8 protein-coding genes and 1 pseudogene are annotated in these 14,303 nt (G+C 71.8%); 4 read left to right on the top strand and 5 right to left on the bottom strand.

Translation table 11 applies throughout. The annotated features are described in order from the left end of the window. The first annotated feature begins 155 nt into the window (after positions 1-155). The gene (locus tag JK359_RS20480) at positions 156-3,530 is read left to right on the top strand and encodes a pyruvate carboxylase (RefSeq protein ID WP_201837620.1); all 3,375 of its coding nucleotides are present in this window, start codon (positions 156-158) and stop codon (positions 3,528-3,530) included. 138 nt (positions 3,531-3,668) lie between these two features. Here the strand turns inward: JK359_RS20480 and JK359_RS20475 are convergent, their stop codons facing one another. The 4 genes from JK359_RS20475 to JK359_RS20460 all read right to left on the bottom strand — a co-directional run bounded on the left by JK359_RS20475 (position 3,669) and on the right by JK359_RS20460 (position 8,653). After that, a complete protein-coding gene (locus JK359_RS20475) occupies positions 3,669-4,133 on the bottom strand; it encodes a hypothetical protein (RefSeq protein ID WP_201837618.1) in 465 nt (154 codons plus the stop codon). A 94-nt stretch (positions 4,134-4,227) separates the two neighbouring features. Next, positions 4,228-5,004 (bottom strand): polysaccharide lyase family 7 protein, encoded by a 777-nt coding sequence (locus tag JK359_RS20470; protein ID WP_201837617.1) that lies wholly within the window; start codon positions 5,002-5,004, stop codon positions 4,228-4,230. 130 nt (positions 5,005-5,134) lie between these two features. Then, positions 5,135-6,343, bottom strand: coding sequence for a carbohydrate-binding protein (locus JK359_RS20465; protein WP_201837615.1), 1,209 nt, complete (start codon positions 6,341-6,343; stop codon positions 5,135-5,137). Positions 6,344-6,463: 120 nt separating this feature from the next. Continuing rightward, complete coding sequence (locus JK359_RS20460) at positions 6,464-8,653, bottom strand: glycoside hydrolase family 31 protein (protein WP_504739956.1); 2,190 nt, start codon at positions 8,651-8,653, stop codon at positions 6,464-6,466. A gap of 1,016 nt (positions 8,654-9,669) precedes the next feature. On the opposite strand from JK359_RS20460, the gene JK359_RS20455 reads away from it, so the two are divergent. Next, positions 9,670-10,794 (top strand): GNAT family N-acetyltransferase, encoded by a 1,125-nt coding sequence (locus JK359_RS20455; protein ID WP_307788195.1) that lies wholly within the window; start codon positions 9,670-9,672, stop codon positions 10,792-10,794. Between the two features lie 111 nt (positions 10,795-10,905). On the opposite strand, the gene JK359_RS20450 is transcribed toward JK359_RS20455, so the two are convergent. Next, positions 10,906-11,916: a Ppx/GppA family phosphatase gene (locus JK359_RS20450; protein WP_201837612.1), complete on the bottom strand. Its 1,011-nt coding sequence runs from the start codon at positions 11,914-11,916 to the stop codon at positions 10,906-10,908. Positions 11,917-12,268: 352 nt separating this feature from the next. On the opposite strand from JK359_RS20450, the gene JK359_RS20445 reads away from it, so the two are divergent. Both JK359_RS20445 and JK359_RS20440 read left to right on the top strand, forming a co-directional pair. Then, on the top strand, positions 12,269-13,435 hold the full coding sequence (locus JK359_RS20445; protein WP_236678180.1) for an FAD-dependent oxidoreductase: 1,167 nt from the start codon (positions 12,269-12,271) through the stop codon (positions 13,433-13,435). A gap of 225 nt (positions 13,436-13,660) precedes the next feature. Then, a pseudogene (locus JK359_RS20440) lies at positions 13,661-14,303 on the top strand (RICIN domain-containing protein); the annotation flags it as partial.

Below are 14,303 nucleotides of genomic sequence, written 5' to 3'. Positions count from 1 at the left end.
AAACCGGCGCGCCCCTGTGGCGCCGCCCACCCCGTCAATGTGATGGTTTTCGCACGTCGACCGCTCCGGGCACCCCCTAAGGTGGCCGCGAGTACGGCAGGGCGTGGCTGACACCAGGGTGTTCGTCGCCGGCAGGCAGCTGAAGGGAATCCAGGATGTTCCGCAAGGTGCTGGTCGCCAACCGTGGAGAGATCGCGATCCGCGCGTTCCGGGCGGGCTATGAACTAGGCGCGCGCACCGTCGCCGTGTTCCCGCACGAGGACCGCAACTCGCTGCACCGGCTGAAGGCCGACGAGGCCTACGAGATCGGTGAACCGGGGCACCCGGTGCGGGCGTACCTCTCCGTCGAGGAGATCGTGCGCGCCGCCCGCCGGGCCGGCGCCGACGCCGTCTACCCGGGGTACGGCTTCCTCTCCGAGAACCCCGAACTGGCCCGGGCCTGCGAGGAGGCGGGCATCACCTTCGTCGGCCCCAGCGCGGCCACCCTGGAGCTGACCGGCAACAAGGCCCGCGCCGTCGCCGCGGCCCGCGCGGCGGGCGTGCCCGTCCTCGGCTCCTCCGCGCCCTCCACCGACGTGGAGGAACTGGTGCGGGCCGCCGGGGAGATCGGCTTCCCGGTCTTCGTCAAGGCGGTCGCGGGCGGCGGCGGACGCGGCATGCGCCGCGTGGAGGACCCGGCCCAGCTGCGCGAGTCCATCGAGGCCGCCTCCCGCGAAGCCGCCTCCGCGTTCGGCGACCCGACCGTCTTCCTGGAGAAGGCCGTCGTAGAGCCCCGCCACATCGAGGTGCAGATCCTCGCCGACGGCGAGGGCAACGTCATTCACCTCTTCGAGCGTGACTGCTCGGTGCAGCGCCGCCACCAGAAGGTCATCGAGCTGGCCCCGGCGCCCAACCTGGACCCGGAGCTGCGCGGCCGGATCTGCGACGATGCCGTCCGGTTCGCCCGCGAGATCGGCTACCGCAACGCCGGCACCGTCGAGTTCCTGCTCGACCGCGACGGCAACCACGTGTTCATCGAGATGAACCCGCGCATCCAGGTCGAGCACACGGTGACCGAGGAGGTCACCGACGTCGACCTGGTCCAGGCCCAGATGCGGATCGCCTCCGGCGAGACCCTCGCCGACCTCGGCCTGGCCCAGGACACCGTCACCCTGCGCGGCGCCGCCCTCCAGTGCCGCATCACCACCGAGGATCCCGCCAACGGCTTCCGCCCGGACACCGGCCGGATCAGCGCCTACCGCTCCCCGGGCGGCTCCGGCATCCGGCTCGACGGCGGCACCACCCACGCCGGCACCGAGATCAGCGCGCACTTCGACTCGATGCTGGTCAAGCTCACCTGCCGCGGCCGGGACTTCAAGGCCGCCATCGGCCGCGCCCGGCGCGCGGTGGCCGAGTTCCGCATCCGCGGCGTGGCCACCAACATCCCGTTCCTGCAGGCGGTCCTGGACGACCCCGACTTCCAGGCCGGACGGGTCACCACCTCCTTCATCGAGCAGCGTCCGCACCTGCTCACCGCCCGGCACTCCGCCGACCGCGGAACCAAGCTGCTCACCTACCTCGCCGACGTCACCGTCAACCGGCCGCACGGCGAACGGCCCGGCCTGCTCGACCCGCTGGCCAAGCTGCCGTCGGCGTCCGGGGGCGAACCGCCCGCCGGATCCCGCCAGCGCCTCGTGGAACTCGGCCCCGAGGGCTTCGCCCGGCACCTGCGTGAGTCGCCGACCATCGGCGTCACCGACACCACCTTCCGCGACGCCCACCAGTCCCTGCTCGCCACCCGGGTGCGCACCAAGGACCTCCTCGCCGTCGCCCCGGTCGTCGCGCGCACCCTGCCCGAGCTGCTGTCCCTGGAGTGCTGGGGCGGCGCCACCTACGACGTCGCGCTGCGCTTCCTCGCCGAGGACCCCTGGGAGCGGCTCGCCGCACTGCGCGAGGCGGTGCCGAACATCTGCCTCCAGATGCTGCTGCGCGGCCGCAACACCGTCGGCTACACGCCGTACCCGACCGAGGTGACCGACGCCTTCGTGCAGGAGGCGGCCGCCACCGGCATCGACATCTTCCGCATCTTCGACGCCCTCAACGACGTCGGTCAGATGCGCCCCGCGATCGACGCCGTGCGCGAGACCGGCACCGCGATCGCCGAGGTGGCCCTCTGCTACACCGCCGACCTCAACGACCCGTCGGAACGGCTCTACACCCTCGACTACTACCTGCGCCTCGCCGAGCAGATCGTCGCGGCCGGCGCCCATGTCCTCGCCGTCAAGGACATGGCCGGCCTGCTGCGGGCCCCGGCCGCCGCCAAGCTGGTCTCCGCTCTGCGCCGGGAGTTCGACCTGCCGGTGCACCTGCACACGCACGACACGGCCGGCGGCCAGCTGGCCACCTACCTCGCCGCGATCCAGGCGGGCGCCGACGCGGTCGACGGTGCGGTGGCGTCCATGGCCGGCACGACCTCTCAGCCGTCGCTGTCGGCGCTGGTCGCCGCCACCGACCACTCCGAGCGGCCCACCGGACTCGACCTCCAGGCCGTCGGCGACCTGGAACCCTACTGGGAGGGCGTGCGGAAGATCTACGCCCCGTTCGAGGCGGGTCTCGCCTCCCCGACCGGCCGCGTCTACCACCACGAGATCCCCGGTGGCCAGCTGTCCAACCTGCGTACCCAGGCCGTCGCGCTCGGCCTCGGTGACCGCTTCGAGGACATCGAGGCGATGTACGCCGCCGCCGACCGCATCCTCGGCCGCCTCGTCAAGGTCACCCCGTCCTCCAAGGTGGTCGGCGACCTCGCCCTGCACCTGGTCGGGGCCGGCGTCTCCCCGGCGGACTTCGAGTCGACCCCCGACAGGTTCGACATCCCCGACTCGGTGATCGGGTTCCTGCGCGGCGAGCTGGGCACCCCGCCCGGCGGCTGGCCGGAGCCGTTCCGCACCAAGGCGCTCCAGGGCCGCGGTGAGGCCAAGCCGGCCCCCGAACTGGCCACGGAAGACCGCGAGGGGCTGGCGAAGGACACACGGGCGACGCTCAACCGGCTGCTGTTCCCCGGCCCGACGCGCGAGTTCGACACACACCGGCAGAACTTCGGCGACACCAGCGTCCTGGACAGCAAGGCGTTCTTCTACGGGCTGCGCCCGGGCAAGGAGTACGCCGTCGACCTGGAGCCCGGCGTCCGGCTGCTGATCGAGCTGCAGGCGATCGGCGAGGCCGACGAGCGCGGCATGCGCACCGTGATGTCGACCCTCAACGGCCAGCTCCGGCCGATTCAGGTACGTGACCGGGCGGCCGCCTCCGACGTGCCCCTGACGGAGAAGGCCGACCGCTCCGACCCCGGCCATGTCGCGGCTCCGTTCGCCGGTGTGGTGACGCTCGCCGTGGCGGAGGGCGACGAGGTGGCGGCCGGTGCCACGATCGCCACCATCGAGGCGATGAAGATGGAGGCCACGATCACCGCCCCGAAGGCGGGCCGGGTGTCCCGGCTGGCGATCAACCGCATCCAGCAGGTGGAGGGCGGCGACCTCCTGGTGGAACTCGCCTGACCCTGCTCGCCCGGCAGTGCCGGACGCCCGGCGGCCGCAGGGGCCGCCGGGCGTCCGCGCGGACCATGACCGGGCGGCCCCGACAACGTACGACAACACGGACGGCGACCGGACGGCAGGCCCGGGCGGGTCGGTCGGTCAGTCCCAGAGCGGGTAGACCATGACGCGCTGGAAACCTTCGGGACGGCCGTCCTCGTAGGTCAGGCTCATCCGGTCGAAGCGCTGCGTGCCCGGGTGCTTCTTCCAGGGCTTCGGGCCGTCGAGCCGGACGGTCACCGGGTACGCGTGGAAGGTGCCCGCCGCGCAGTACGGCTTGCAGTCGTTGACCATGTTCATGCCCTCGGCGGTGGCGCCGTCCGGACCCCACTGCGACCAGTGGAGTCCGGTGAGGCGGCTGTTTCCGTCGCCGCAGGCCAGGATGAAATCGTCGGGGCGCACGGTGCGGTTCCACAGGCAGTCGACGAGGACGGGCTGGGAGGCGGTGGCCGGGGCCGGCGCCGTGCCGGTGGGCGACGGCGGACTGGCCGAGGCCGTCGTCATGGCCGCTGTCAGCAAGGCGGCCGCCGCGAGGGTGATCGCCGTTCCCGCCACTGGTCCGCGCATGGCCGCTCCCGCCCGTCGTGCTGTGTCCGACCGCGTTCCCACGACGCTACGACCGTCCCGTCGTTCGCACCAGTCGCGCAGGTCGGGCCGCGTGTCAGCCGTGGGAGACGGTCAGCCCGTAGAAGGCCACGCGGGCGCCCGCGGTGGTGCTGTCCGAGGAGGACTGGTTGTAGGAGCCGGCCTTGAAGTACTGCTTGTAGGGCTTGAAGGACGACGGGATGCCGTAGTGGGTGGTGGTTCCGCCGACCGTCAGGTCGATGGTGTTCCCGCCGGACACGGCGACGGTGTAGCTCCAGGTCCTGCCGACGTTCACGTGCCCGACAGGATGCAGGGTCTGCCCGCCGGCCGGGGAGTCCTCGGTGCCGAGGACGATGTCGCCGTTCGCGCGGTAGTACAGCTCCGCCAGCGGCTTGGTCGAGGAGCCGCCGGAGCCGAGGTGGATCTGGCCGACGCACACGTTCTTGGTCACGGAGACCACGCGCAGGGTCGCGCTCAGCCGGTGGGACCCGGCGAGCGGCCAGTCGGCGGCGCTGCCGTCGCGGTTCATCTCGCGCAGCTCGGAACGGGCGTACTTCGAGTTCGGCGTGGTGACGCCCTTCTCGGGCGCCCAGAACGTCATCGCGCCGTCGCGGGTGTCGGTGTAGAAGTACGCGTCCTGGTAGCCGTTCGGGCCCTGGAGGCGGGAGGAGGGGACGGTGTCGGGCTTGCCGGGGGAGCCGACGGGTTCCTGCAGCTGCCACACGGACAGGTCGAAGTTGCCGCCGGGCGCCACGTGCGGGTCGGCCGCGTGGGCGCCGCCGGTACCGAGCGCGGTGGCGGTGAGGGCGAGGCCCGCGGTGGTGGCCGCCGCGAGGAGCCGGGATCGGGTCATGTGGGGGTCCCTTCGTAGGACCAAGGATGTGTTCAGAATGATGAACTTCGAACGCATCCTTGGTCGCCGATGACCCGAGAAGCTAAAGGCCTGAACCTGACACGTCAAGAGCAGCGGCCGGCTGGTGACGTCAGCAGGCGCCCTCGTCCTGCCACGGCCCCCACTGTGAGGCGCCCGGCGCCTCGTTCTGGGTCCACCACTTGGCCTTCCAGTTGTGCTTGTTGTAGGAGACCTCGTTGCCGGCCGTGTAGACCGCCGTCGAACTCCAGGCCGTCTTGCAGGAAGCCGGGGTGGGCGTGGGTGTAGGCGTGGGCGTGGTGGTCGGCGGAGTCACCCCGGCGAACTTCACCGAGTACTTGGCGAAGTCCCAGGAGTTCTGGGCCACGCTGGAGCAGGTGCCGGACGTGCGGCCGCCGTTGTCGGCCGGGGTGCACTGCCGGTCGCGGTTCAGCGACCAGAACGTGAACCGGTCCATGTGGTGGCTCGTCGCGAAGTCCAGCACGGTCTGGAAGTCGGCCTGGGTGAAGTACTCGCCCGTGTCGCTGCGGCCGTTCATGCCCGAGAAGCCCTCGTGGGCGTAGGCGGTCGCCTCGTCCCAGCCGAAGGTGGCACGGAGGATCGAGTTGAACCCGGTGAGTGCGCCGGTCTGGCTCGCGGCCCCGTTGAAACCGCCGTCGAACGGCATGATGGAGAAGTTGTCCGGGGTGAACCCCTGCGACTTGGCCTCCAGCAGCATCTGCTTCCCGAACCAGCCGGTGCCGTCCGCCGTGCCGGCCGTGGTCACGGACACGTACAGTCCCGGGTTGTTCTGCTGGAGGATCTTCGCGGCGCCGATCTCGTTGTGGATCGCCGCCGTGTTCTCGTACTCCGGCTCCTCCAGGTCGAAGTCGACCGCATGCAGCCCGTACTTGGTGATGACCTGCTGGTAGGCCGCCGCCGTGGCCGCCGGGTCGGCACAGGTCTGGCCGAGCTTGGTGCCGCCGTAGCCGCCGATGGAGATCGAGACGTCACCGCCCTTGGCGCGGATGGTGTCGATCACCGACCGCACCGCGGTGTCCGAGGAGACGGGTGCCGTGCCGCCCCAGGTCGGCGTGCAGCCACCGCCGTCGGGGGCGAGGACGAAGGCCAGCTGGAAGGCCTTGAGGCCGGTGGCGTCCATGATGGCGGCCGGGTCCGGCGGGTCGTTGTCCAGCGGCATCAGATAGGGGGCGGCGGCGTACCAGCGGTTGCTGAGCGCGCCGGCGGCGCCCGAGGCGTTGCCCGCGACCAGTGCGGTGGTGCCGGCGGCGGCGAGCGTGACGGCTGCCGCCGCGCCCAGACATGCCCGAAGACGTCTCATGCGTGCCTCCAGAGGGTGGGGACCCCAGGGCGGGGAGCCCCACCCTCCGGGAGCTGTCGCGGCCACGTCAATAACTTGGACTAGACCAACCTGCTCTTTGGACTAGACCATACGACCCCTTTACCTCTCGTCGACCAGACGCACGGTGAATCCGCGGTCGAGCGGCAGGCTCGGCGTGGTGATGGTGGCGATGTGGCTCCGGGTGTCGTACGACCAGGAACTCGCCGGCAGTCGGCGCCCGTCGAGCAGGACCCGCGCCGGCGCCGTGCCGCCATGGACGGTGAACCGGTACGACCGGGCCGTCGGCTTGCCGGTGTAGTCACCCTTGCTCGCGCCGACGGTCACGGTCGTGCCCCGCGTGTCCCGGTGCAGCGAGACCCGCTGGGTGGCCGCGGAGCCCTTGGCGAAGTCCCGGGTGACACCGTCGTCCTCGTAGAGCGTGTAGCGGCTGGTGCCGTGCGCGGCCGGATACAGGTCCCAGTCCAGCTCGTTCCGGTCGCGGGACTGCCAACTCGTCGTGCCCTTCGGCCACATGGGGACGATCGCCCCCTCGCGCACGAACAGCGGCAGGGTGTCCAGCGGGGCGTGGTAACCGTTCAGTGTCGTCGGGCCCTCGTAGCTGCGGCCGGTCCAGTAGTCGGTCCAGGTGCCCTTCGGCAGGTAGATGCCGTCCCGGGTCTCGGAGTCCTCGTAGACCGGCGCGACGAGGAAGTCCGGGCCGGACAGGAACTCGTACGTGGCCTGCGCCCCGAGCGTGCCGGGGTCGTCGGGGTACTCCAGCCACAGCGGGCGTACCGCGCCCACGCCCGTCCTGGCCGCCTGGGCCGACAGTGTGTACATGTACGGCAGCAGCCGCTCCTTCAGCTGGAGGTACGTGCGGTTGACCGAGGTGTACGGCTCCCCGTCCAGCCAGGGCTGCTGGTCGGCGGGCTTGCCGGTGGTGATGTCGCTCGCCCAGCCGTCCATGGTCATGATGGCCGGCAGGAACGCCTTCCACTGCAGATCACGGGTGTACATCTTGGCGTCGTGGCGGTAGATGCTGCCGACGTCACCGGTGTTGTAGGCGATGCCGGACATGGTCGCCCCGGCGTACGTCGGGATCTGCCAGCGGATGTAGTCCCAGGAGAGCTTCTGGTCCCCGCTCCACAGCACCCCACAGCGCTGGGCGCCCGCCCAGGACACCGGCAGCCACACGAACCCCCGGGCGTCGCTGTTGTCCTCGATGCCCTTCTTCGCCGCGTCGCACGCGTCCAGTGCGAACTTGTAGCCGTTGCCGACCCAGGCCACGTCCAGCTTGGCCACCCGCTGGCCCGCCTTCACCTGGTCGGCGAGTTTGCCGATGCCGTCCTGGGTCCACAGGCCGAGCTGGGCGTGGTGGTCCTGCAGGCCCTTCGCGGTCTGCTCCAGGTTCTCGTACCCGCAGCCGTACCCGTCGTTCACCAGCATCCAGCCGAGCGGCATCTGGTGCTCGGTGTAGCCGTCGGCGATCTTCAGCGCGTCCAGGGTGTGCCGCTCGCCCCGGTTGGCGTTGTGCAGATAGCAGTCGGAGTCGCCCGGTTCGAGGCCGTATACCGGCGGCATGAAGGGCTTGCCCACCAACTGCGTGTACTTGCCGATCACTTGCTTGGCGTCACCGAGGAAGTAGAAGGCGTCGAGCCGTCGTTCCTGCTGCCCGGTGGTGACCGGTGAGCCGAAGGTGTAGACGCCCGGCGCGAAGGTGTTGCGGAAGACGCCGTAGCCGCCGCTGGAGAGATAGAACGGCTGGGAGTTGTTGTAGCCGCCCTCGTTCCAGTCGAAGCTGTTGGCGACGTACATCGTCCGGCCGCGGTGCGAGAAGCTGCCGTTCTGCTCGCCACCGCCGAAGAACTGCTCGTCCACGCCTCGCGTCAGGCTCTGCCGCATTCCGCCGGTGGACCAGCGCAGCGGCTTGTCCTCCTGCCAGATCCGGGTGCGGTTGTCGGGCTTGTACAGCCCGAAGCGCAGCGGCTCCTTGTACACGCGCAGCACGGCCTCCGGGGAGCGGATCCCGTAGTAGTCGCCCGCGTCGAAAGAGGAGGTGTGCCGCTGCAGGGCCGGCTGTCTGCGCACGATGGCCGTGCCGGCCGGGTCGCTCAGGACTCCGGACGGGTCCGCCTGCAGACGCAGTTGACCCCCCTTCAGGAAGTCGGCGCGGGCCGTCAGGGCTCCGGCGCGGACGGTGTAGCTGCCGTTCCCGCCGGAGAAGGAGGTGAGGTCGCCGGCATCGGTGGTGGCGGGGAGGTAGGCGGTGCCCGTGAAGGAGTTGTCGTGCACGTCGTACGGCACCACCACGACGTGGTACGTCCCCGACGCCCGCGGGATCACCGTGGACTCCGGGTCGGCGGTGCCCGCGCTGGACGCGACCTGCTTGCCGTGGCCGTCGTAGACGTACAGGTCGAAGTCGTCCGAGGGGCGCTCCCACCTGACCGACAGCGGAACACCACCCTCGGGGTTGTCGTCCCAGTACCCCTCCGGCACCGAGACGGTCAGGTCGAAGCGGTCACAGACCTTGTCGTCGGGGTCGGTGGCGGCGTCGGGGCACTTCTCGGGCCCGCCACCGGTGCCCTTGGCGTAGACCGGGCTCTGCCAGCTGACGCTGCTGTGAGCGCGGTCCAGCACGTCGCCGGTGGTGGCGGCCCTGGCCGGTACCGGGACGGCGAGCGTGGTCCCGGCCAGGACGGTCGCCAGCCCCAGCGGTACCCAGGCCGGCCACGGCACACGGTGTCGGAGTCTTCGCACGGCGGAACAGCTCCCCTCGCACCTTCGCGGACTGACTGTTCAAACGCTGCGTTGCTCGGAAGGGCTCGAAAATCCCTTCAAACGAGCAACTTCACGCACGAAGCCTCGGGGTTGATGCAGGTTCATGTCAAGGGCGTCAACTGATGCCGCCGTTGGCGCACCGCTGCGGCGCGGCGAGGTGTCCGCCGTGCTCCGGGAACGGCTCGGCCGGAAGCCCGGCCGAGCCCGAACGACAGTGCGGCGTCTGTCCCGAGTCGTCACCGATGTCCGAGGACCCGTGGCGAACCCTCGGTCGCCTGAGGCACCCTTGAACCGTGCGTGCTGTTTCGCGGATTTTGGGCCTTGTCCTACGGTTCGGGATGCCGGCCGGCGACAGGGCCGTCCACCGGCGAGACGGGCACGCGCGGTCCGCAGCCGGGGACTTGGGTACACCACCGACAGGACGCGCCCGGCGCGTCATGGGGGGAGCGGTCGCATGCGATCCACGAGCCACGATCCACATGCCTCACCGGGCTGTGCCGCCGCCGGCACAGCGGTGGACGAGCCGGCCGAGGGGCGGTCGAGCTGACGTGCGGATCACCGTGCACAGACCCGGCGAGCTGACGCCCGAACTGCGCGCAGCCTGGCACCGCGCGATGGACGAGTCCCCCGAGTACGCCAACCCCTTCCTCGCGCCGGAATTCGCGATCGGGGTCGGCCGGTTCCGGACCGGGACGCGGGTGGCGGTGCTGCGCGAGGGCGGCGAGCCGGTCGGCTTCCTCCCCTACGAGCGCGGACCGCTCGGCACCGGCCGCGCCGTCGGACTCGGCCTGTCCGACTGCCAGGCCCTGGTCCACCGGCCCGGCGTCACCTGGAACCCGCAGGAGCTGCTGCGCGCCTGCGGGCTCAGCATCTTCGAGTTCGATCACCTGGTGCGGGAGCAGACGCCGTTCACACCGTTCGTGACCGGCACGTTCGCCTCACCGGTGATCGATGTGAAACCCGGCGACGGAGGCTACGCGGACTGGCTGCGCGGCACCTACCCCGGGCTGGCGAAGACCACGCTGAAGAAGGAGCGCCGGCTGGGCCGGGACGTCGGCGAGGTGCGGTTCGTGTTCGACGAACGCGATCCGCGGGTGCTGCGCACCCTCATGCGGTGGAAGTCGGCGCAGTACCGCAGGACCGGCCGCATGGACCGGTTCTCGCGGCCGTGGATCGTCGGGCTGGTCGAGCATCTCTCCGCCGTCCACGAGGAGCACTTCACCGGAGTGCTGTCCGTCCTGTACGCCGGTGACCGGCCGGTCGCCGCCCACTTCGGCCCCCGGTCGGCAACGGTACTGGCGGCCTGGTTCACCGCGTACGACCCGGAACTCCCCACTTATTCACCCGGGCTGATGATGCACCTGAGGACCGCCGAGGCCGCCGCCCGGCACGGGGTGACCCTGGTGGACCTCGGGCGCGGCGACAAGGAGTACAAGAACTGGCTGAAGACCCGCGAGCTGCGGGTCGGCGAGGGCTTCGCGTCCCGCCCGCACCCGGTGGCACTGGCCCGGCACCTGTGGCGGCGGCCCGTGCGCGGCCTGCGGAACACGGTGCTGGCCCACCCCCGCCTGCGCGAACCGGCCGACCGACTGCTGAGGACGCTGGGCGGCCTGCGAACGCGCGGCCAGGAGACCGCCGCCGGGGTCCGCCCGCACGGGCCGGAATCGGGCTGAGCGCGGCCGGGGCGACAGTGGTCTCTTCCGGACTGCCGGGCGCCCGGCGGGCCGTCGGTTAGGCGGCCCCGGCCGCTGCTTCCCGACCGCCGGGGCCGGGCGGCCCGTCGGTCATGCGGACGGCGTGGCGATGCGCAGGGTCGTGGCCGGCGGGGCCGGTGCCGCGGTGGCGTCGGTGTCGGTGGCGTCCGTCCACCAGTCGGCGCCGTCCTCGATGTAGCGCAGCAGCACGCCCTCGCGGATCGCCCAGGGGCAGACCACGGCCCGGTGCAGGCCCATCAACTTCAGCGCCGTGTGCCCGACGACCGCCCCGGCCAGACTCTGGGCGGCGCGTGGTGCGGAGATCCCCGGCAGCTGGGCGCGTTCGGCGACGGGCAGCGCGGCGAGCGTGCGCGCCGCCTCCCGCAGATCCTCGCAGGCCAGTTCACGCGCCACGAAGGGCCCGTGCCGGCCCGGCGCGGCGCCGCACAACCGGGCCAGCTGCTGGAACGTACGGGAGGTGACGGCCGCGGTGCGCGGCCGCTCCCAGCGGATCCGCGAGGCCACGTCCCGCAGTTCATGGCGGACACGACGGCGCAGCTCCTTCAGCTCGCCCGGTCCGGGCGGGTCCTGGAGGGCCAGGTGCTCCCGGGTCAGCCGGTTCGCGCCGAGCGGCAGCGACGCGGCGAAGTCCGGCATCCGGCCCCTGCCGAAGGCCACTTCCAGTGAGCCGCCGCCGATGTCGAGGAGCGCGAGGGGGCCCGCCTTCCAGCCGAGCCAGCGACGGGCCGCCAGGAAGGTCAGCTCGGCCTCGGTCTCACCGGGCATGGTGCACATGCGGATGCCGGTTCCGGCCGCCACCTGCTGAAGAATCTCGTCCCGGTTCGGCGCGTTCCGGACCACCGTGGTCGCGAAGGCCAGCGGGCCCGCCGCATGCCACTGGCGAGCCGTGGCGCCGGCTGCTGCCACCGCCTTGACCAGCCGCTCCACCGCCTCCTCGGAGATGGTCCCGTCCGCGTCGACGTGTTCGGACAGGCGCAGTTTCCACTTGACCGTGTGCACCGGCAGCGGAACTCCGCCCTCCACATCGGCGATCACCAATCGGACCGTGTTCGACCCCGCATCCACCACGCTCACCCGCATGGCCGGGGAGTACCCACTTGACGGCCGGTAACCCCCTCGCACGGGGGGCGTGCCGGTGCACAGTCCACCCCGACCGTGCCCCGGAACGACAAAGAACCCGATGCGCAAGCCGGTTGTCGGCTGCGTCGTCGAACGTGTCGCCGGTGTCGACGCGGTTGGTGACCACGGGTTCCCCGGTAGACGGACCGCGGATGCTTCCCGACGGATGGGTGGGACTGCGTCAGGGGGATCCCCGGCCGCTCCGGCCCTGTCCGGATCTCGGCGCCCCGGCACCCCGTTCCCGCCCCCGCCGGTCTTAGATGGTCACCACCACGGGCGGAGCGAGGGGCGGCAGGTGACCGGAGCGGATGCGATGAGGGTACTGGTGATCGGCGGGGGCATCGCGGGGACCGCGACCGCCCTGGGCCTGCACAAGGCCGGTGCGGACGTGACGGTGTTCGAGGCGCACCCGGACACCGCCGAGGACATCGGCGCCTTTCTGACCCTGGCGAGCAACGGCATGCGCGCCCTGGCCGAGCTGGACGCCACGAACGCCGTCACGGCCGTCGGTTTTCCGCTGACTTCGCTGCGCCTGCTCGACAGCGAGGGAGCCGAGCAGATGAACGGGCCGCTCGGTGAGGCCGGCGTCCCCGCGCTGCGGTACCGCTGTCTGCGCCGCGGCGAGCTGAACGCGGCCCTGCAGGGGGAGGCGGCGCGACGGGGCGTCCGGCTGTGTCACGGCGCCCGGCTGGTGTCGGTCACCGACGGCTCGGACGGCGTCACCGCCCACTTCGCCGACGGCGGCACCGCCACCGCGGACCTGCTCGTCGGTGCAGACGGCCTCAACTCGACCGTACGCGGGCTCGTGACGCCGGGGACCGCGCCCGTCTACGCCGGCCAGCGCGTCTACTACGGCTACACCGGCACCGCGCCGGCGGCGGATCCGGCCGGTGCCATCACCATGGTGCGGGGCAGCGGAGCCGCCTTCGGGTACGCGGTGTCGCCGGCGGGGGAGACGTACTGGTTCGCCCGGGCCGGCGGCGACCCGCTGCCGGCCGGGGCCGCCACCGCGCCGGCCGCCGTACTGCGCGAGCAGTTGCTGCCGCTGCTGGCCGAGGACGCCACGCCCGCGGCGGACCTGGTGGCGGCCTCCGGCGACGCGATCATGGTCACGAACGCCACGGAGCTGCCGCTCGGCACCCCGTGGCACACCGGCCGCGTCCTGCTCGTCGGTGACGCGGCCCACGCGGCCTCCCCGGCGACCGGTCAGGGCGCCTCCATGGCCCTGGAGGACGCCGTCGTCCTCGCCAAGGCGCTGCGCGACCTGCCCGGCCCTCAGGCCGCGTTCACGGCGTACGAACGCCACCGCCGCCCGCGGGTGGAGCACAACATCACCGTCAGCGGCGGTCTCTCCCGCGGCACCCGTACCCCGTCCGCGCCGGCACCCGTCATGGCCCGTCCCGCCGAGCCGGACGGGCGACTGCTCCGCCAACTGGCCTGGGACGCCCCGCTCACCGCTGTCCCGCCCGAGCCGCACTGACCCTCCACCGGCGGCAGGAAGCCGCGGGGCACGTACCTCCCGTACGGCGGGCCGTGCAAGGCGGGGACACCGGGGGCCGGGCGGGGACGGCTCGGGACGGCCGGCCGGTGTGCCAGGAGTTCGCGCACGAAAGTGCAAGAGGCGGGGCGCGGTAGTCCATTGCCGGTGCGCCGCCGGGGCCGGATCGTTCCGGTGCAACCGGCCCTTCGGCAACAAGGAGCACCCGTGCGACTGTTGAGCAGAGCAGGCGGCGCCGTGTCCGCGGTTGTCGCCCTGGTCCTGGGCGGCGGTACCGCGTCCCCTGTACAGGTCGCGCCTCCCGGTGATGCCGGGTACACCGTGACCGTGGGGACCCCGGTGCCGTTCACCCACCCCACGGACACCCCGGCCACCCCGTACATCGACCGGGACGGCACCTTCCACTACCAGCAGTCCGCCGCGCTGTACGGCGCCGACGACCCGCGGGTCTGGGACTTCTACACCGGCAGGGACTTCGACACCGCCACCTTCGACAGGACGCTCAGCACGGCGGTGAACCCGGCCGACCCCGCCGACCGCAACGACGGCACCACACAGCGGTGCAACGACAGCCCCACCGGGCGGGAGGCGTCGTACGCGCCGAGCGGCTCCGGCTACGCGCAGAAGAACTACTGCGACCTGTCCGGGGTGTGGGTCGACCCCGACACCGGTGACTGGTACGGCCTGGTGCACAACGAGTTCACCCCGCGGCCCTTCGGCGACGGACTGCACTACGACGCCGTCGACTACGCCGTCTCCACCGACCGGGGCCGCACCTGGACCATCAAGGACCACGTCATCACGTCGCCGTACAGCACCGGGCGTGGGGACACGAAGGCCTTCCCCCACG

The sequence above is a fragment of the Streptomyces actinomycinicus genome (assembly GCF_016741775.1).
Classification (GTDB): Bacteria; Actinomycetota; Actinomycetes; order Streptomycetales; family Streptomycetaceae; genus Streptomyces; species Streptomyces actinomycinicus.
The sequence above is the reverse complement of the archived record's forward strand: the minus strand, read 5'-3'. Positions and strand labels throughout refer to the sequence as shown.